At 52.0% G+C, this 18,712-nt stretch carries 14 protein-coding genes and 1 tRNA gene; 11 read left to right on the forward strand and 4 right to left on the reverse strand.

Translation table 11 applies throughout. The features are described 5' to 3' along the window. Positions 1-29: 29 nt before the first annotated feature. From fdnG to JMI88_RS12435, 7 genes are all read left to right on the forward strand, one after another. Positions 30-3,161: a formate dehydrogenase-N subunit alpha gene (gene fdnG / locus JMI88_RS12405; RefSeq protein WP_308438818.1), complete on the forward strand. Its 3,132-nt coding sequence runs from the start codon at positions 30-32 to the stop codon at positions 3,159-3,161. A gap of 18 nt (positions 3,162-3,179) precedes the next feature. After that, a complete protein-coding gene (locus JMI88_RS12410) occupies positions 3,180-4,169 on the forward strand; it encodes a 4Fe-4S dicluster domain-containing protein (RefSeq protein WP_201362147.1) in 990 nt (329 codons plus the stop codon). A 13-nt stretch (positions 4,170-4,182) separates the two neighbouring features. After that, on the forward strand, positions 4,183-4,554 hold the full coding sequence (gene nrfD / locus JMI88_RS40095; protein WP_201362148.1) for an NrfD/PsrC family molybdoenzyme membrane anchor subunit: 372 nt from the start codon (positions 4,183-4,185) through the stop codon (positions 4,552-4,554). Next, positions 4,539-5,306 carry an NrfD/PsrC family molybdoenzyme membrane anchor subunit gene (gene nrfD, locus JMI88_RS12420; RefSeq protein ID WP_201362149.1) on the forward strand — a complete coding sequence of 256 codons (768 nt, stop codon included), beginning with the start codon at positions 4,539-4,541 and terminating at the stop codon, positions 5,304-5,306. Before nrfD (JMI88_RS40095) ends, nrfD (JMI88_RS12420) begins: the two co-directional genes overlap by 16 nt. Positions 5,307-5,574: 268 nt before the next feature. Then, positions 5,575-8,220, forward strand: a complete 2,646-nt coding sequence (locus tag JMI88_RS12425; protein WP_201362150.1) for a CDC48 family AAA ATPase — start codon at positions 5,575-5,577, stop codon at positions 8,218-8,220. Positions 8,221-8,744: 524 nt separating this feature from the next. Continuing rightward, positions 8,745-9,122, forward strand: coding sequence for a hypothetical protein (locus JMI88_RS12430; RefSeq protein WP_201362151.1), 378 nt, complete (start codon positions 8,745-8,747; stop codon positions 9,120-9,122). A gap of 9 nt (positions 9,123-9,131) precedes the next feature. Further along, positions 9,132-10,919: an ATP-binding protein gene (locus tag JMI88_RS12435; protein WP_201362152.1), complete on the forward strand. Its 1,788-nt coding sequence runs from the start codon at positions 9,132-9,134 to the stop codon at positions 10,917-10,919. Here the strand turns inward: JMI88_RS12435 and JMI88_RS12440 are convergent. The 3 genes from JMI88_RS12440 to JMI88_RS12450 all read right to left on the reverse strand — a co-directional run bounded on the left by JMI88_RS12440 (position 10,914) and on the right by JMI88_RS12450 (position 12,562). Beyond that, positions 10,914-11,438 (reverse strand): hypothetical protein, encoded by a 525-nt coding sequence (locus JMI88_RS12440; protein ID WP_201362153.1) that lies wholly within the window; start codon positions 11,436-11,438, stop codon positions 10,914-10,916. The genes JMI88_RS12435 and JMI88_RS12440 overlap by 6 nt on opposite strands. 283 nt (positions 11,439-11,721) lie before the next feature. Further along, on the reverse strand, positions 11,722-12,363 hold the full coding sequence (locus JMI88_RS12445; protein ID WP_201362154.1) for a protein-L-isoaspartate(D-aspartate) O-methyltransferase: 642 nt from the start codon (positions 12,361-12,363) through the stop codon (positions 11,722-11,724). Between the two features lie 127 nt (positions 12,364-12,490). Then, a tRNA-Val gene (locus JMI88_RS12450) sits at positions 12,491-12,562 on the reverse strand. A gap of 158 nt (positions 12,563-12,720) precedes the next feature. On the opposite strand from JMI88_RS12450, the gene JMI88_RS12455 reads away from it, so the two are divergent. From JMI88_RS12455 to JMI88_RS12465, 3 genes are all read left to right on the forward strand, one after another. After that, positions 12,721-13,590, forward strand: coding sequence for a slipin family protein (locus JMI88_RS12455; protein ID WP_201362155.1), 870 nt, complete (start codon positions 12,721-12,723; stop codon positions 13,588-13,590). A 310-nt stretch (positions 13,591-13,900) separates the two neighbouring features. After that, the gene (locus JMI88_RS12460; RefSeq protein ID WP_201362156.1) at positions 13,901-14,287 is read left to right on the forward strand and encodes a hypothetical protein; all 387 of its coding nucleotides are present in this window, start codon (positions 13,901-13,903) and stop codon (positions 14,285-14,287) included. A gap of 681 nt (positions 14,288-14,968) precedes the next feature. Next, entirely contained in the window at positions 14,969-15,199 is a 231-nt protein-coding gene (locus JMI88_RS12465) for a hypothetical protein (RefSeq protein ID WP_201362157.1), read from the forward strand. A gap of 85 nt (positions 15,200-15,284) precedes the next feature. Here JMI88_RS12465 and JMI88_RS12470 read toward each other — a convergent pair whose 3' ends face one another. Beyond that, positions 15,285-16,877, reverse strand: a complete 1,593-nt coding sequence (locus JMI88_RS12470; protein WP_201362158.1) for a GxGYxYP domain-containing protein — start codon at positions 16,875-16,877, stop codon at positions 15,285-15,287. Positions 16,878-17,046: 169 nt separating this feature from the next. Here JMI88_RS12470 and JMI88_RS12475 point away from each other — a divergent pair, with 169 nt between their 5' ends. Further along, entirely contained in the window at positions 17,047-18,654 is a 1,608-nt protein-coding gene (locus JMI88_RS12475) for a class I adenylate-forming enzyme family protein (RefSeq protein WP_201362159.1), read from the forward strand. Positions 18,655-18,712: the final 58 nt, after the last annotated feature.

Raw genomic sequence — 18,712 nt, forward strand, 5'->3', positions numbered from 1 at the left:
GCACCAGGACACCAGACCTGCTATCTGCAATGATGGAGATTGGCTCTAAAGTCCAACCATTCAGCAAGGAAAGCCGGGAAAAAGCTCCCCGCATTCGGGACGCCAAAGTAGTACATAGCGTCTGCCCATATTGCGCCGTTGGCTGTGGCCTCAACGTCTATGTCAAAAACGGACAGGTAATCGACATCGAGGGCAATCCCGATAGCTTCATCAACCACGGAACCCTCTGCCCCAAGGGGTCCGCAACATTCCAATACACAGTAAATCCAAGCCGCCTGACGCAGGTACTCTATCGTGCTCCTTATAGTGACCACTGGGAAGTAAAATCCCAGGATTGGGCCATGGAACAGATCGCGCAACGCGTGAAAAAAGTACGCGACGAAACGTTTGTTGAGCGCCTGGAAGATGGGCGCGAAGTTAATCATACGCTGGCTATGGCCGCACTGGGTGGCGCAACGCTGGACGTTGAAGAGAATTATGTAATCAAGAAGCTCTTCAATGCCGGGCTCGGTATCGTATCCATTGAGAACCAGGCCCGTATATGACACAGTTCTACAGTGCCCGGTCTGGGTACAACGGTAGGACGTGGCGGGGCCACAACATTTCCACAGGATCTCGTGAATAGCGATTGCATCCTGATCATGGGCAGCAACATGGCTGAAGCCCATCCAGTCGCTTTTGCCAACGTGGTAAAGGCTAAGGAGCGTGGTGCCAAAATCATCCATGTCGATCCTCACTACTCGCGCACATCGGCACTGGCCAATCTTTATGTGCCAACACGCGCGGGATCAGATATTGTATTTCTGGGCGCCATCATCCGTTATCTGCTCGAAAACAACGCATACTTCCACGATTATGTCGTCAACTACACCAATGCAGCCATGCTGGTGCGGGAAGAATTCAAAGATACAGAGGAGCTCGATGGGCTTTTCTCAGGCTATGACCAGGAAACGCAGACCTATGATGATCAGAGCAGCTGGGATTACCAGAGGGACGACAATGGCAAACCCCTGACCGATCCGACGCTGCAACATCCACGCTGTGTCTTCCAGATCATGCGCCGGCACTACGCACGCTACACGCCGGAAATGGTTGAGACGGAATGTGGTGTCCCAGCGAACATGTGGCTCAGTGTCGTGCAGACGCTGGTAGAGAACTCTGGCCGCGAACGCACAGGAGCATTGTGCTACGCCGTAGGCTGGACGCAACAATCCAAAGGTGTGCAGATTATTCGCGCGGGCGCCATCATCCAGCTTTTGCTCGGTAATATCGGGCGACCTGGTGGTGGAGTCATGGCCTTACGCGGGCACGCGTCCATCCAGGGCTCAACCGACGTACCAACCCTGTATGATCTGCTGGCCGGCTACATGCCCCAACCCGCCGAGATGATCACACACAAACCGGAGGCTCAGCACAATCCAACAGCAACCACCCAGGGTGAACGCAAAGATAAACACGTACATAAGCGCACCCAACAGACGCTTGAGGAGTACATCAACACCGTAGGCATGAAGCTAGGCTGGTGGTCTAATCTACCTTCGTACATTGTCAGCCTGCTCAAAGCCTGGTATGGGGACAACGCCACCAAAGAGAATGATTGGGGCTATCACTGGCTACCAAAAATCATTGGAGACCATTCCCATATCAACACCAGTTACGACATGCTCGACGGCAAGGTCAAAGGCTACTTCCTGCTCGGACAAAACCCGGCAGCGGGCAGCACGAATTCGCGTATGCAGCGCAAGGCCCTGGCTCAGCTCGACTGGATGGTGGTACGCGACCTGTATGAAGTGGAATCGGCCGCCTTCTGGTACAAGGGTCCAGACCATAAAGACCCCAGCCAGATCAAGACGGAGATCTTCCTGATGCCGGCCGCAGCCTCAACCGAAAAAGAGGGTAGCTTTACCAATACCCAGCGCCTGGTCCAATGGCGTGATAAAGCTGTTGATCCACCCGGCGATGCACGCTCAGATCTCTGGTTTATCTATGAGCTAGGGAAACGTCTCAAAGCACTCTATGCTGACAGTACCGATCCAAAAGATCAGCCAATTCAGGCCTTGACCTGGGACTACGAGATGGCCGAGCCCGAGCCAGGTTCACACCTGACGGATGAGCCAGATGCCGAACTGGTGTTGAAAGAGATCAACGGTTTCTACGCCAGTCAGAAAAACGACGATGGCGCGCTTAAAACCTATACTATCCACAATGCACCCCATGTGCCTGCCTTCACTGCCCTCAAGGCAGATGGCAGCACGGCCTGTGGCTCATGGATCTATAGTGGCATATATCCGGAGCCAGGCAAAAACCTGGCCGCGTCACGTATCAGCGATGGCAATATCAATTCCCAATGGGGATTTGCCTGGCCGGCTAATCGCCGCATCCTCTATAACAGGGCCTCGGCAGATCCACAGGGGAAACCATGGTCTGAGAGCAAGAAGTACATCTGGTGGGACGAAGAGCAGAAAAAGTGGACCGGCAAAGACGTGCCCGATTTTCCAGTCAACAAAGCGCCTGATTATCAACCCGCGCCCGATGCCATCGGCATGGACGCCATCTCAGGCGTCGATCCATTTATCATGAAGCCCGATGGCAAAGGCTGGCTCTATGCGCCGGTTGGCTTAAAGGATGGGCCTTTACCCACCCACTATGAAGCGGCTGAATCGCCGGTCCATAACGCGCTCTACGCGCAACAGAGCAATCCGGCCGCGAAATACCATAAGCAGCGCAAGGACAACCCGTTAGCGGCGATCGACGATCCCAATTATCCCATTGTGATCACCACCTATCGCCTGACGGAGCACCATGTCAGTGGTCCCATGACGCGCTGGATGCCGTGGCTCAATACACTACAGCCCTCGTTGTTCGCAGAGATCAGCCCCGAGCTGGCGGCCGAAAAGCGCATCAAGCACAGCGAATGGATGGTGCTGAGTACGCCCCGAGGTGAAATTGAGGCGAAGGCGATGGTCACCCGACGCATGCGTCCACTACAGATTCGCGGCCGCATGGTCCACCAGATTGGACTTCCTTTTCACTGGGGATTCCAGGGGAAGAGCACAGGCAGCATCACCAACGATCTGACCCACTCCGTCCTTGAACCAAACGTAAGTATTGAAGAAGCGAAAGCTTTCACCTGTAATGTGCGTCCTGGACGCCTTTCATAACGAGAGGGAAGACAGGAAATGATAAAAGAGCGTGGGCGAGACACCATCTCGTCCATTTCCAGCGAGGTTAAGCAGTTGCCGCAGCTGCTTAACCTGCTCAAAAAAGAGCCGCCACTACCTGAGCAGCCAACCATGGGATTTTTTACCGATACCAGTCTCTGTATCGGCTGTAAAGCCTGTGAGATAGCCTGCAAGCAGTGGAATCAGTTGCCTGCAACGACGCCAAACTGGACCGGCACCAGCTATGATAATACGCAACAACTGGGAGCTACCACCTGGCGCCATGTGCAATTTATTGAGCAAATTGAACGCCGTAAGCCTTCGTCCGCCGCGACACCAGCTCCGGGAGGTAAACTGCCGGAACTATCCCTATTTCAGCCCGCCGAGGCATCACAGGACGTGATACCAGCCACACCACCCGGTACTGCGCTGCCATTTTTTAGCAGCGACCGCTGGCTGATGCATAGCGATGTTTGCAAACACTGCGCCAACGCCCCCTGTCAGGAGGCCTGTCCCACCGGCGCCATTATTCGGACCGAATTTGATACGGTCTATGTCCAGCAGGATATCTGCAATGGTTGTGGTTACTGTGTCGTTGCCTGCCCATTTGGAGTCATTGCCCGCGATAGCGAGGGCGATGGACAGGCACATAAATGCACGCTCTGTTACGATCGGCTCAAGGACGGTATGACACCTGCCTGCGCTAAAGCCTGTCCCACCAACTCAATTCAATTTGGTGAAGTGGCGACGCTAAAGCAACAAGCCCGGGAACGTGTAGGGGAGCTAAAGAAACATGGCGTGGATACGGCACACCTCTATGGTGCGGACGATATGATTCTGGAAGGTGGCTTAAATTCATTCTTTTTGTTGCTCGATGAGCCAGAAATATATAACCTACCAGCCAACCCATCCCGTCCGAGCACTCATGTGCTTCCCACGTCATTGGGAACCATTATCGCAGCGATCCTGATGGGCCTGATGAGTATCTTCTTCTTCAAAAAAGAATAGGACAGGGAGTACTATGGATAGTATACGAACTTCGGAGAACGAGGCGCTACGCATACAGCAACAGCCAACCAATGGAAAGCCCGCTGGCATCCCAGCCATAATACAGCAACCAGGGTTACTGACAACCCTGGCACGCCTGAGTACTGGCTATCAGCCCGAGCCGGACCGCGAACTACAGGAAAAAACCTATTATGATTATCCAGTCCTCAAAGCCCCAGTCTGGAGCTGGGAAATCATCTGGTACTTCTTCATGGGAGGACTGGCTGGTGGCTGCTATGTGCTGGCTACCATTGCCTCACTCTTTGGCTCTAAAGAGGATCGCGTGGTGGCACGCGTTGGCTACTACGTCTCTTTGCTCGCGCTACTGCCATGTCCCCCTTGCTAATTAAGGATCTGGGCCGTCCCGAAAAATTCTTGAACATGTTGCGCGTCTTCAAGTTCAAATCGCCAATGTCGATGGGCGTCTGGGGGCTACTGGGCTTCTCGTTATTTAGTGGAATCACCGCAGTAATCCAGGCAGCCAAAGACAACATACTGGGAAACTGGTGGGGAGCACGTTTGCTGGCTCGCCTGCCCCAGAAATTGCTGGCCGTGCCCGGTAGCTTCTTCGCTGTCTTCCTTGGTGGCTACACCGGAGTGCTACTCGCTTCAACCAGCGTGCCTGTCTGGTCACGCAGCAGAATGCTCGGGGCACTATTCGTCTCATCAGCCTTTTCAACCAGTACCGCGTTGATTTCATTCATCTTGCGCATCATTGGCGCACCCGTCAAAACCCTGCACAAGCTAGAGCGCATCGAATGGATGAACATCCTGATCGAAATGGTAAGCCTGTTCGCCTACCTGCGCACATCCGGACGAGCCGCCAAAGCGCTGGTCGGGACAGAGCCAACGGAACAGGGTCCCACCTTCTGGCGCGTCATGGTTGGTGGAGGGCTGGTCTTACCCTGGCTAGTACAGACCTTTTTGCTCACCAAAAAACAGACGCACTCAAGCTCACGCAAAAAGCGCGGTGGCATCGGGATGCTCGTCTCGGCCCTGGTATTGATTGGAGGATACTTCCTGCGTCGTACCGTAGTCAAAGCAGGCCACGTCTCCAGCGCAGACGCGCGCACCACCCTATGGAACGCCAGACGTTAATAAAATCGTCGTAGATGCGCCCCCTCTCACGGGCGCTGACGCGCCCGCACCCTCTGTAATTTGTAATGATTGGCGCAGAACGTGCGCCAATCATTACAACTGTTTTGAGCAAAGAAAATATCAGCGGCAAAAGTTAGATGAGAGCGGGACCAATTGGTTGGTCCCGCTCTCATCTAACTTTCTTCTGCCTATCTCGTACATGTTGATGCATCCAAAGTGATGTAGCAAGCAATCCCCTATATCATCATGGGGAAAAGAGAGGATATATATGGAGGAGCCACGTACTACTCCCAATACAAACATACATAATTCCGACGCAACAGCACAGGTGACAGCCAGGCTTGACGGACAGGCACCCAAGCATACAACAGCCAAACTAGCCAATGGCAATGCAGGCGATACAACAACCGGGGCCAACGGATCAGCAACAGAAGCAACCACAACAGCCAAAGATCCAGGCACTGAACGCCTGCAACTCGTCGTCGTCGAAGGATTCCAGGTTGGGCGTGGCGCCGCGCGTATCGATCCCAGTGATATGGCGCGTCTCGGCTGCCAGGCAGGCGACATCGTCATGATTGAAGGGGCACGCACCACCGCCGCCAAAGTTGTGCCCAGCGCAATCGTGGACCGTGGTCAGCAAGCGATTCAGATGGATAGCCAGGTACGGCAGAATAGCGCCTCTGGACTCGGCGAGCATGTCCGCGTCCACAAAGCCAAAGTCAGCACGGCCGAAAAAATCACCATCCTGCCATTGAGCAGCGGCGCCCCCATCCAGGAAAGCGACCTGCAATACATCACTCGCTACCTGGTTGGTTTGCCCGTAACGATTGGCGATCTACTACGTGTTGGCACCCCGGGCACCGCACCACGCGAATTTCTCATCATCGGCACAAATCCAGCTACGCCAGCCTACACCTTACAGACCAGGAAAACCGGCGAGCTCCCAATCGTGGAAACGCCCAGCCAGACCAGTGAAGTTGAAGCAGTCATGGTACAACCAGGCACCATCGTGCGTGCCCAGGCCCGTGGCGCCAACAATGGCGCGTCCCATCATGTCGGTTACGAAGACATCGGTGGACTGGGAAAAGAACTGCAACGTATTCGTGAAATGCTGGAGCTCCCACTAAAATATCCCGCCGTCTTTGATCGCCTGGGTGTCGAGCCACCAAAGGGTGTCTTGCTCTATGGACCTCCAGGAACAGGTAAAACTCTAATCGCGCGCGTAGTAGCCACCGAGACAAAGGCCACCTTTTTTATCATCAATGGTCCCGAAATTATTAATAAGTTTTACGGTGAGAGCGAATCGCGCCTGCGCTCAGTCTTTCAGGAGGCCCAACGTAAAGCCCCCAGTGTCATCTTTATTGATGAAATAGACGCGCTGGCACCAAAACGTGCCGAAACAGGTGGAGAAGTCGAGCGCCGCATTGTAGGACAATTGCTGGCTTTGATGGATGGTCTGGAGTCGCGCGGCCAGGTGGTAATTATTGGTGCCACCAACCAGCCCAACGCACTGGATCCGGCCATTCGCCGACCCGGCCGCTTCGACCGTGAGATCGCCCTGCGCGTTCCCGATATGCACGGCCGCATGGAAATCCTCCAGATTCACAGTCGCGATGCGGCCCTGGCCAACGATGTCGACATCCAACGGCTGGCCCAATTGACGCCTGGTTTTGTTGGTGCCGACCTGGAAGCGCTATGTCGCGAAGCCGCCATGATCGCACTTCGACGCGTGCTACCCTACATTGACTATCAGCGTGGCTATATACCATATGAAACGCTGGTCAACCTGAACATTACCATGGCCGATTTTCAGGCAGCCCTGCGTGAAATCGAACCATCAACCACCCGTGAAGTCTATGTCGAAGTCAGCGATACATCCTGGGACGACATTGGAGGCCTGGAATATACGAAAAACATGCTCACGGAAAGCGTTGAGTGGCCTTTACGCTACCCCGAGATTTATTCTAATGCGAAAGTTGAACCGCCACGCGGCGTCATTCTCTCGGGCCCTCCAGGATCTGGTAAGACACTGATTGCTCGTGCATTGGCCAACCAATGTGAAGCCAGCTTCATCTCAATTAAAGGGCCTGAGCTGCTCTCAAAGTGGGTTGGCGAATCAGAAAAGGGTATCCGTGAAGTCTTCCGACGCGCCAAGCAGGCCGCCCCATGTATCGTCTTTTTTGACGAGTTAGACGCACTGGCCCCCCGACGCGGTGGTGGCAACGACGGCAATGTCGGAGACCGCGTCATCGCCCAGTTGCTCACCGAAATGGACGGCATTGAGGGACGTGAAGGCGTTATCGTGCTAGCGGCCACCAACCGTCCAGACATGATAGATCCTGCCTTGCTGCGGCCTGGGCGCTTTGACCTGGCCGTTGAACTGCAATATCCAGATGAAGAAGAGAGGCGTGCCATCTTCGCTGTCCACCTGCGCGGACGTCCCGTCGCACCAGAAGTGACCATCGAAGAACTGGCCCGTATCACACCTGGACGTAGTGGAGCTGATATCGAAGCTATCTGTCGCCGCGCCGCCCTGTTTGCACTGCGCGAATGGATCGCGCCCCGGCTAAGCCTGGGACAGGTCTCCGTCATACCAGTACTAGAAGCTCCTGATAGCAGCAACAACGACGCCGGCGCAACAACCACTGACGAGACAACAGCAACCACTGAGCAGGAAGGGCAAACGAGTACGCCGCCCAAACGCTTTTCAATTCGTCCCGAGCATTTCGCGCGCGCAATTGATGAGCAACAGGAACGCTACTCAATTCAAGAAGCAGCCGAAGAAGAACGCCAACGCCAGAAACGAGGCCGCCAACGTCTCATCGACATGGCCGCCGACTACAATACCAAAGAGAAACCGCCCCTGCGCGGCTTCCGCCTCTGGCTGGCACGCATCTTCGGATTAGTGCAATAAAACAAATATAGCAGTACATAAAAGCCCGGCTTTGTCTAAAGCCGGGCTTTTATACTGAAAACCATACGGTTCGCGCCTTCGGCCCTTGACGCTACGCGCTTACAGCGCTCAAAATGTATTTCATGGTTGGTGCAGCAGGCGCGAATGCGCACCTGCTGCACCAACCATGAAATAGAGATTGGGGACGCCCGCGTTCCCCAGGCCCAGGGGCGCATGCGCCCGCCCGCACGGGGGTGCTTTGCTTCCCCATCATAATGGGAATCCTTTATCAAAGGGTCAGGTAAAAGCTGCATAAAAAAGCACAAGCACAAAATACTCCGACAAGCTTTGTTGAAGCTTTTAATAATACCTGTTAACTCTACCAAAAAAGCGATACACGCTTGCATACAATACGCGTAAAATGATAGAGCCGCATGTATATATAAAACTTGGTTCTTATGTGGGTACTATACACTTACAATATATAGGTGACTATGCTATAATAAACAACGGAGAACATTACCAGCAAGTGAAGGGAGGGACCAGTGTTACCCATACATGACAACTCCTCTTCCGTCTCCCGTGAACAAGTTACAGAGGCGTACCTGAAAGTCATTGGGTTGATTGATGAGCGAGTCGCTCCCTACTTAGGGAGAGCAACCACTCGTGTTCTCGTACAGGGTGCCGCCAAACGCATCCAGGGCAATTATCCATTTCTTAGCTGTTTAGTTAATCGTCCTTATACCGATATTATCCCATCAGTTATCCATGAACAACTTGGTGGCATTGCTGCATGTGAACTCATAGAGGGACTTAATGCTTTATTAGATGAGTGCTTCGCAGGATTGCGTGAACTTACCGGTGATCTAATCGTTCCACCCCTTCATGACGAAGTAGCACATCAATTAAAACATTTGCAGTAAGGGGGCCACATGGAGAGCAGTGTACAATCTGACTTACAAGCCGCAGATATCTCACGTCGCTCTCCACATGTGCAGAGCGCTGACCGCTTAAGCGCGCTTAAGCAGGAAATGGAATATCTCAATACGATCGGGAAGCAGTTTGTGGCTGCCTTTGATCGCTTCCAGGTTCATCGTGCTCTGCTGGCAGCCCTGCAAGACCTCTACAGTTTCTCAGCCTGTTGCATTCTTCTGACAGGTGATCCTTTTGACCTTTTCATTATTCCTTGTTATCCACTTAATGGGTCATTTTTAGAAGCAATGATGCAGCGTATTGCCAATGCCGCCAATGCGCTTAACTTTCCAACTGTCACCCCTGAGCAGCTGGCACGCTCCGCCTACTTTGATGCTCCAGACGAACTGGCGCAACGCCGTGGGCAGGGCGAGATATCTAGCACCACCATTGGTTCCGGCTTGAATATACCCCTTACCGTAGAGAACCGCATCATCGGTATGCTCAGCCTCTTTGACGAGAAGCCAGGCACCTTTGATGCCGATCTTTTGCAGCTAACTACTATGATCGCCGATTACGCGGCGGTCGCACTGGATAATGTACGTCTACGAGAGCGCGAAAATGCCCTCTGGCGCGAAGCTGAATTGGAGCGCATGCGCCTGGAATTGATTATCGGGAGCATGGCTGAAGGCTTGCTTATTACGGATGCCAAAGGTGCGATCACCTCGCTCAATACCTCGGCAGAACAACTGCTAGCCCAGGCCCAAACAGAGTTCACTCCGGGTGTGCCACTGCGCCAACTGGCTGAAACCAGTACGGTTCCCTGGCTGCCACGCCTGGCCGACATTATTCAACAGGCACTAAGAGGGCATACCGTTAAAAATCAGGAACTAGTAGCCGGTCAGGAAGACGCACGCGTTCCGCTGACGCTGAACATCAGCGCGGCCCCGCTCCACGATGCCAGCGAGTTCTCCAACCGACCGGTCGGCGTAGTAGCAGTGGTCAATGATGTTACGTCGAGCAAGCAGGTAGAAAAACTAAAAGATGATTTCGTCTCCGTGGTCTCACACGAACTACGCACCCCGCTGACCGCCATCAAGGGATACACCCAACACCTGGTACGCAGAGTGGAACGGCGCCTGCGCAAAATACGCTCCAGTACCGAAGGGGCCGATAAAGACGTAGCAGAAAGTCAGGACCTGCGCAGTCTGAGCATCATTCAGAGCCAAACCGAACACCTGGAACGCCTGGTAAACGACCTGCTAGACCTCTCACAGGTCCAATGGGGACAGATTCATCTTCACTACGAAACCTTTGATCTGCCAACCGTCCTGGTGGACCTCGTACGTTCCGTACAGGCCAGCGCGGAGCAGCACAGCCTGATCCTTGAAACAACGGATACTGAAGCCAGAGTAGTAGCTGACCGTGCCCGCATCGAACAGGTCATCGGCAATATCCTGGATAATGCAGTCAAGTATTCACCCCATGGCGGACAGGTAATCGTACGTCTGTATAAGCAGCCACTCATGTATCATATCAGCATCAAAGACCAGGGAATCGGCGTTAATCCGGAGCATTTTGAGCACATCTTTGAGCGCTTCTATCGCATTCACAATACCTCCAGTCAGCACTATGCAGGTATTGGGCTGGGGCTCTACGTAGCAAAAGCGATTATTGATCGCCATGGCGGGCATATCTGGCTAGAAAATAATCAGGGGACTGGCTGCACCTTCCACGTAACCCTACCGATGGTTCCACCTCCCAACCAGCAACCAGAAGTGGCACCCACAGACAATACAGCTTTATAGCGAGAGCATCTGCAACAGTTCAGAAGGATTCGACCCAAAATGGGTACGCAAGTAGGAGTGCCCAAACGAGGTGAAGTGTATCTGCGACCAGTTGGAACGCAAGAATTGCATCGTACGCAGAACGCGCGCCTCTCCCCAGAGTGGATAGCGTAAATCTCGTAACGCATTCACCAGGTCAGCCGCACTGGTCAACACAACTCCACAGACAATCATGATGAACTTCATCAGATAATGGTGAGGGAATATAATCGGGCTCAGAGACGTAAAGAGGCCAATCCAAAGTACACTACCAGAGACAACGGCTGGCACCAATACATCAAGCCAGAGGGAGAGGAGAGAAGGTTCACGTAGAACCATCAAGGTGAGTCCAAAGGGGCCAACGGCCCAGCCCAGCAGTGGTTCATGTCGCCATAGCAACACCATCACATGGGTCAACTCACAGAGGACAATCCAAAGCACCAGGAACATTACTAATCCTAAAACGTTAGTAATATGGATACTATCTAAAAAACCTGGCATGCAAAATTCCTCCACAGCAGCAACTGGCTTCCTGAGAACACCTTTTATTACTCTTATTATAAAGCAACAATTCATTATCACGCAATTGTACGGCCAAAATAGACAGAGATTTTCCAATTACCTTTTTTTGCCGCCTGCGGCGGCAGCCGGACGGAAGAGATTTTAAGGGAACAGATCATGCTCCCAGCATACTCGCCCCACATCCCAGCAGAAGGGCTGCCGTTCCCCTGCGCCTCTTGCTCCAACATTGGAAAACCTGCTGAGGGATGGGTGGGATGATGAATTAGCGCCAACCTCCTTCTCCAACGAGAGGAACAAAGACGCAACGCCCAAGCGAACTGGCTTGCATCCCCTGCTGTGTGCGCTGAATCACCTGCAGATCTTGTTGAGAATGATCTCCAACCGGCACCACCATTAAGCCGCCCATGGTCAGTTGCTCTATCAGTTGAGAAGGCACGTGCGGAGCGGCGGCAGTAACCAGGATGCGATCATAGGGGGCGTATTCGGCCCAGCCAATAGAACCATCGCCGACCAGGAGTGAAACGTTGGCACAGCCAAGTTGATCCAGGCGAGAAGCTGCTCGATCAGATAGCTGAGGATAGCGCTCGACACTATACACATACCGGCATAGCTGCGCAAGGATAGCGGTCTGATAGCCCGAGCCAGTGCCAATCTCCAACACATTCTCGGTCCCGACCAATTGCAGCGCTTGAGTCATGAGAGCCACCATTAATGGCTGTGAAATCGTTTGCCCCAGATCCAGAGGCAAAGCTTGATTTGCATAGGCCATCCTCTGGAAAGGTGAATCTACAAACAATTCACGCGGTATTGTGGCTATAGCCTGCAGCACACGCTCATTTTGAATACCGTCTTGTTGCAACTGATCTATCAATTGTTGACGCTGAATAGAAAAATCTTTTGTCATACGCATTCAATAAATATCTGCTAATTGTGTGAGATTTAATAAATTGATGGAACTAATCAACAACTACAACGGGGGAGAAATCGTAATAGTATTGAGATGTGGAAACATGTTCTTCAGGAGAATAGGGTGGGCGCTACTGGGTTCGAACCAGTGGCCTCTTCGGTGTGAACGAAGCGCTCTCCCACTGAGCTAAGCGCCCTACTTGCTGACGGAGATAAATATAGCATCAGTGCTTCAGATTGTCAAGCACTTTAATTAAGATATTTCCGCCGTCTATATCTTTGATGAAGCCAGCACTTTAGCGTCTCACATTGTAGACAGAGATTTCCATTCTCACACAACTGAAGGAGATACATCATGACGTTTATCATAACCCTCATCATACTGGCATTGATTCTACTCTTTTTCGTGCTTCCGGGTTTTCGCGTTGTCCAGCAGTATGAACGCGGCGTAATCTTTATTCTGGGAGGACTCAAGGGGGCCAAGGGGCCGGGCATATTCTGGGTTCCACCAATGATCACGCGCATGGTTAAAGTGGATTTACGTATCGTTACGATGCAGGTGCCTCCGCAGGAAATTATCACACGCGATAACGTTACCATCCGTGTGACGGCCGTGGTATATTTCTATGTAGTGAATCCTGAGGCATCGGTAACCAATGTGGTGAACTTTATCGATGCCACCATGCAGATTGGTCAGACAACCCTGCGTAATGTGCTGGGTCAGTCGGATCTGGACGAACTGCTGGCGCACCGCGATCGCATCAATCAAAGCCTGCAGACCATCATCGATGAATACACAGAGCGCTGGGGTGTCAAAGTTACAGCGGTTGAAGTCAAAGATATTGAATTGCCAGCTACCATGCAGCGTGCAATGGCCAAGCAGGCAGAGGCCGAGCGCGAGAAACGCGCCAAAATCATTCATGCTGAAGGTGAGCTGCAGGCATCCACGCAACTGGCACAGGCTGCCAGCGTAATTGGTTCACAGCCCAGCGCGCTACAACTGCGCTATCTACAAACGCTCACAGAAATCGCCGTTGAGAAAAACTCAACCATCATCTTCCCACTACCAATGGATATCATCGAGCCATTGATAAAATCCATTCCCAAAGCGGCGGAAGGGGCCCATGAGCGACCATCTGTACGTCCGGTAGCAGAACAGCCTGCGCGCGAGGTACCAATCAATGCCTATGTAGACCAAACAACGAATCGTCCACCAAGACAATAAGGAAAGGCTAAGTGTGGTCCTGCACGCTCACATCTTTACAATCAAGTAGAAAAAAACACAGCTTGAGAATGGGTGGGTTACATAACCCACCCACTCAGCATAGATAAAAGAGAGACTCATGAAGAAATTAGTTGCCAAATGGGTTGTGAGCGTAATCGTGCTACCCGCTATCGTCATGTTCTTACAAAAACGCATTTTCCAGCAAATCGATAAACACCTCTAAAAACACCAGCAATTGTTATGAACAGTGGTCCACCATATGGTATACTGAGGGACGTAGTTCTAATACACGTTCGTCAGGAGATACCATATGGATGAACAGACCTTAAGCTCCACGACGGAGCCAGAAAAGACAATAGCACAAGCAACTGCGGCCTCAGCGGAGAGAGCGAGCAGCGAACACCGACAGGCCTATGGTACAGCGAAGACTGAAAACTTACGCGACTCAGGAATCTGGCGTGTTCTGCTTCCGGCGGTCGTCATTGCCTGCTGCGCAGCCTTACTGATTATCCCCCTGGTGATTTTAATTCCACTACTCTACAATTCTATTCACGCCATTGGCACCAACAACGTCACAGAAGCGCAGCTGGTCTGGGTGTGGATCACCATGATTATAATAGAGTTAGGCCTATTTTTTATCATCTCGCGTGGCATCATCAAAATTTTCCTGACGCAGGCAGGCAATTATCAGCGCTAGCCCGATATCGGCAAAAAAATATTTAAGTGGACCTCTTGCCAGCTGGCAGGGGTCCATTTTTTCGAGCGAGAAGGGTAAAAGCGTCCACAAAGGGACACACCTACTGTCCTCATGTCCATTTATTGGTAAGACATAAGTCCCTCAGCATCACGCTGTGATAGCCATATCCGGCTAATCAGCACGAGAGCCCAAAATGTGATCGAAAATAGCTTGACAATTATGCCCCTGCCAAGTACACTCATTAGCAGTTGGTAGGTGTTCAATAGTCGGCATATAGTAGATATGAGATCACAATTATTTTTTGGAGGTGAGTTCTATGCAAAATAGACAGATAATCGCAGAAAAATGTGAGCGAATTGCGAGAACTCATCCGACCACACACAAGAATGCATAATCGATGCGCAAAGCTGTTGTGACTCGAATCAGACCGAGCACCCACTCTTATCCTCAGCATTCCTCACAATGCAGCAACATTCCTCATGTTGGTAAAATAAATACTTCATTGATAGAGAAAGTAGTATGTTACACCCGACGGGCATATTCTATCGAATTGCAGTATTACATCCATCAAATCGACAGCATTATTTTAGCTGTCTAGGAGAAGTCTCAGGTGTTTAATCCAGCATTTATGGATACTCTAGCACAGGTAAATTCCTACCTCAAAGGAGAGGAGGTGAGAGCATGAGAGGAAAACTACGTGATAAAAACTCCATAAATAAACGCGACACGTTCCGCCGTGGCGCAGAAGGAGAGACGCGTCGCCCATATAAACGCGATACACGCACAATGCACTGGATCGACCAGAACCTCGAGGACGAGGATGAGTATTATGGAGACGAGGATGAGGTCGAGGAAGAGGACGAAGCGGCAGAGCTCAACAGAGTCATAAAAAAACCCATCACCAGAAAGTAAAGCTGGCTGGTTCAGAGACATTGAGGAGGGGCCACACTATTTCCCTTGCTCGATGTCTCTTTTTAATGTATTACAGATATGCCTGCTATGCCTTTAGCAAAGAGAAGAGTGTGCTCGGCAAGACAAATTCATACTCTTTTCCCAGTTGCTCCATCACTTGTTTGACAAGCGACGGCGTCATAGTCCAGGCAATCAAGTAAACGCTCAGGAAGAGGGGACGCCGACGAAACAGCAGAGACGCGAGCCGAATCAGTTTGACGGTACGCTCAACGCTATCAGTAAAGCCTAGATGATGATAGATAGTCAGCTCGCCGACCTGCTGCCAGCGCGCAATCTTCCCCGTAAAGCCCGCACCGCTGAAAACATTCTTCACTCCATATGGAACCAGTTCCCGGGCGAACAGATGTTGCACATGGCGATCAGTCAATTGCATACCCTTAAAACTAAAGGCCGCCACCACTGGCAGCCCGGTGCGATACACTGCATCCACATCCAACACATCGAGCGTGTTCATATCCAGGGCGCGCATCAGCGTACCGGTCTGCTGCAAAAATGGCTTCAGCAGATGCCTGGGCCAGCGAGACGGATAAATATAGCCCAGGCCACTGGGTCCAGCCAGCAGCTCATCAAACTCCGTAGCGCTGCGTGTATAATAGGAGGCTAGCGCTGGCGCAGCCTGTGAGAGCAGCGGAGGAAACGTCCACCCCAATGGCACCGTGCCCCGCGCGGGATCCTGCCAGATAGTGCGCAGGCGATGCTGGCAATATTGCAGGTTATCCCCATCGCTCATGGTAAAGGACACGTAGATCTTTTTGTGGCGCCCGGTCCGCTTCACCGCTGCCGGTGGTCGGGGTATCTGCGCAACCGGCAAAGCTATCCATACTTCCAGGTTCAACACATAATCAGATGCCACCACCGCCATACCAGCGGCTGAGGCCATAGCTACGGCACTTTGCTCATGAATCACCCATCCAAGGTGCACAGATCCAGGCGCATAGAATGTCAGCAACTGACGCAACAAACTGCGTTCAGAGCTCTTGTTCTCACCAGCCACAGGCAGATATTGGCGCGAATCCAGCCAATAGACAAAAGCACGGCTGGCGACCAGGAAAGAGCGCAAGCCACAAAAGGCCGCTGGATCTAAGCCAGCCAGCACATACTGGGAGCAGCGTGGCAGCAAGTGTTGCCGCGCCCATTGATACGCCTGCAAACGCGTCCGCCAGCCATACGTACGCAAATCATCCAGCACAGGTAAAGCGCAGACCGCCAGCAACTGTTCAGCCAATGCAGGGGACGCGATGATAGCATCTTGCAATCCGGCCATAGTGGTCGCTACGTTAATGGTATCAGGCAGTGCAGGATCATAAATAAGTAGTCCATTGAAGGCAGACAGATGTGTTGTCAGCAGATCAGAGAGCGCGGCCGAGCCCTGTAGAGGACTGCTCACCTGCGGGACAGCAGCGAAAACGTTCTCAAGCCAGAAAGCATCATCAGCGCTGGTAATCAAATATACCTGCCCTTGAGAACGGTTGATAATGCCAGCCGCCACCGTGGCAGTAATATACTCATCACGAGAAGCACCACGTAAATCATAAATAGTAAGCCGGGTCGGCGCCTGAAATGGCGGTAAATAACGCCTATCGAACCATTGAAATCCAGTCACATCGCTGTCCTCCAAAAATTATCCTTATCTCAGTCAAAGCTTGACCTTCCTGTGAAACAAAGGTATGCTACAATATACAAGCAAACTAGCATATGCAAACCGGTCACTCTAATACCAGCATACTTGCAGTCCTATAGAATTTTCTGCTACTCATAGTCGAGTTTATACAGAAAGGACGCCTGGCATGTCGAATAAATTGTTTGCTCCCGAACTTTTTCGCCCACCAATGGATTTTCCCGACATCTCTTACGACCAGCTGCTGCGCAAAGCCGCCGAGAACAATCCCGATCGTATTGCCATTATTTACCACAATCTCAGTTTCACCTACCGAGAGACCGTCTCCATGGTAAATAGTATCGCTAATGGTTTGTACGAATTAGGACTGCGTAAAGGCGACCATATTTGTCTATTTACTGCCAACCGGCCAGAGTATACCATCACTTTTATCGCGGCTGCCTCGATTGGCGTAGTAGTAAGCCCGATGAATCCCTCTTACAAAGAACGTGAAGTCAGCTATCAGCTATCCAACTCTGAGGCTAAAGCAATCCTTATCCAGAGTGAACTGGTTCCCACGTTGAGTCTGGCCCTCAGCCAGAAAGAATTTCCCAATTTACAGCACATCATTGTCACTGGCACGCGCAAACCAGAAACGCTCCCCAATGCCATTCCATTTAGCCAGCTACTACGCCAATCCTCTCCTAAAGCGCCACCCCACGTTGATATCGTTGGAGATGACTTACTGGCCCTACCCTATTCATCTGGCACCACGGGTCTGCCCAAAGGGACCATGCTGACGCATCGTAACCTGGTAAGCAATAACCTACAATTTACGAACGCGCAGGGCATCGACCCATCGGACGCAGCTCTGCTCTTTCTTCCCTTCTATCATATTTACGGAGTCATGCTCACCGGCAGCTTCCTGGCCTGCGGTGGCACACAGATCATGATGGAGCGTTTTGACTTGCTCGAATCATTGGAGTTGTGCGAAAAGCATAAGGTGACCTATTATTTTGCCGTCCCTCCTATCATTCTGGGACTAGCCAACGCCCCGATAGATCTGGGCAAAATGAAGAGCGTCAAATTTATCTTCTCAGGCGCCGCCCCCATGCCGACAGATCCGGCCAGAAGGCTGCAAGAGAAAATCCCAGGGTGCGTAATGCAGGGTTATGGCCTGACAGAAGCATCTCCGCTGACTCATTCACAACCACGAGATACATCCCTGATACGGCTGGATAGTGTTGGTTTACCCACTCATAATACCGAGTGCAAAATCGTAGACATAGAAACCGGGACACGTGAGTTGCCCCAGGGCGAGCAAGGAGAGCTCATTATTCGTGGTCCACAGGTCATGAAGGGCTACTGGCATGCACCTGAAGCGACGGCACAGGCTCTACGAGATGGCTGGTTATATACAGGAGATGTGGCCTACGTCGATGAGGATGGTTATACCTATATCGTGGATCGCAAGAAAGAAATGATTAAATACAATGGCTTCGGCGTGGCGCCTGCCGAGATCGAAGCCTTGCTGCTTGAACATCCCGCTATCCTGGATACAGCAGTCATCGGCGTACCTGATGACGAGGCTGGCGAGCTGATCAAAGGCATCGTGGTAAAGAAGCCGGGCAAGTCCATTACCGAGGAAGAAGTATTAAACTTTGCCAATGGCAAACTGGCTGGCTATAAACAGTTGCACTTTGTCGAGTTTATCGATGCCATCCCCAAGACAGCATCGGGTAAGATTCTACGCCGCGAGCTACAGGAACGTGAAAAGGCGCGGTTGCGAGGTCAGTAATGGGCGGCACAGGCGCTCCCATTACTGACCTCGCCTGGACCCATGTCTGAAAGCCAGA

Source organism: Dictyobacter formicarum, assembly GCF_016587435.1.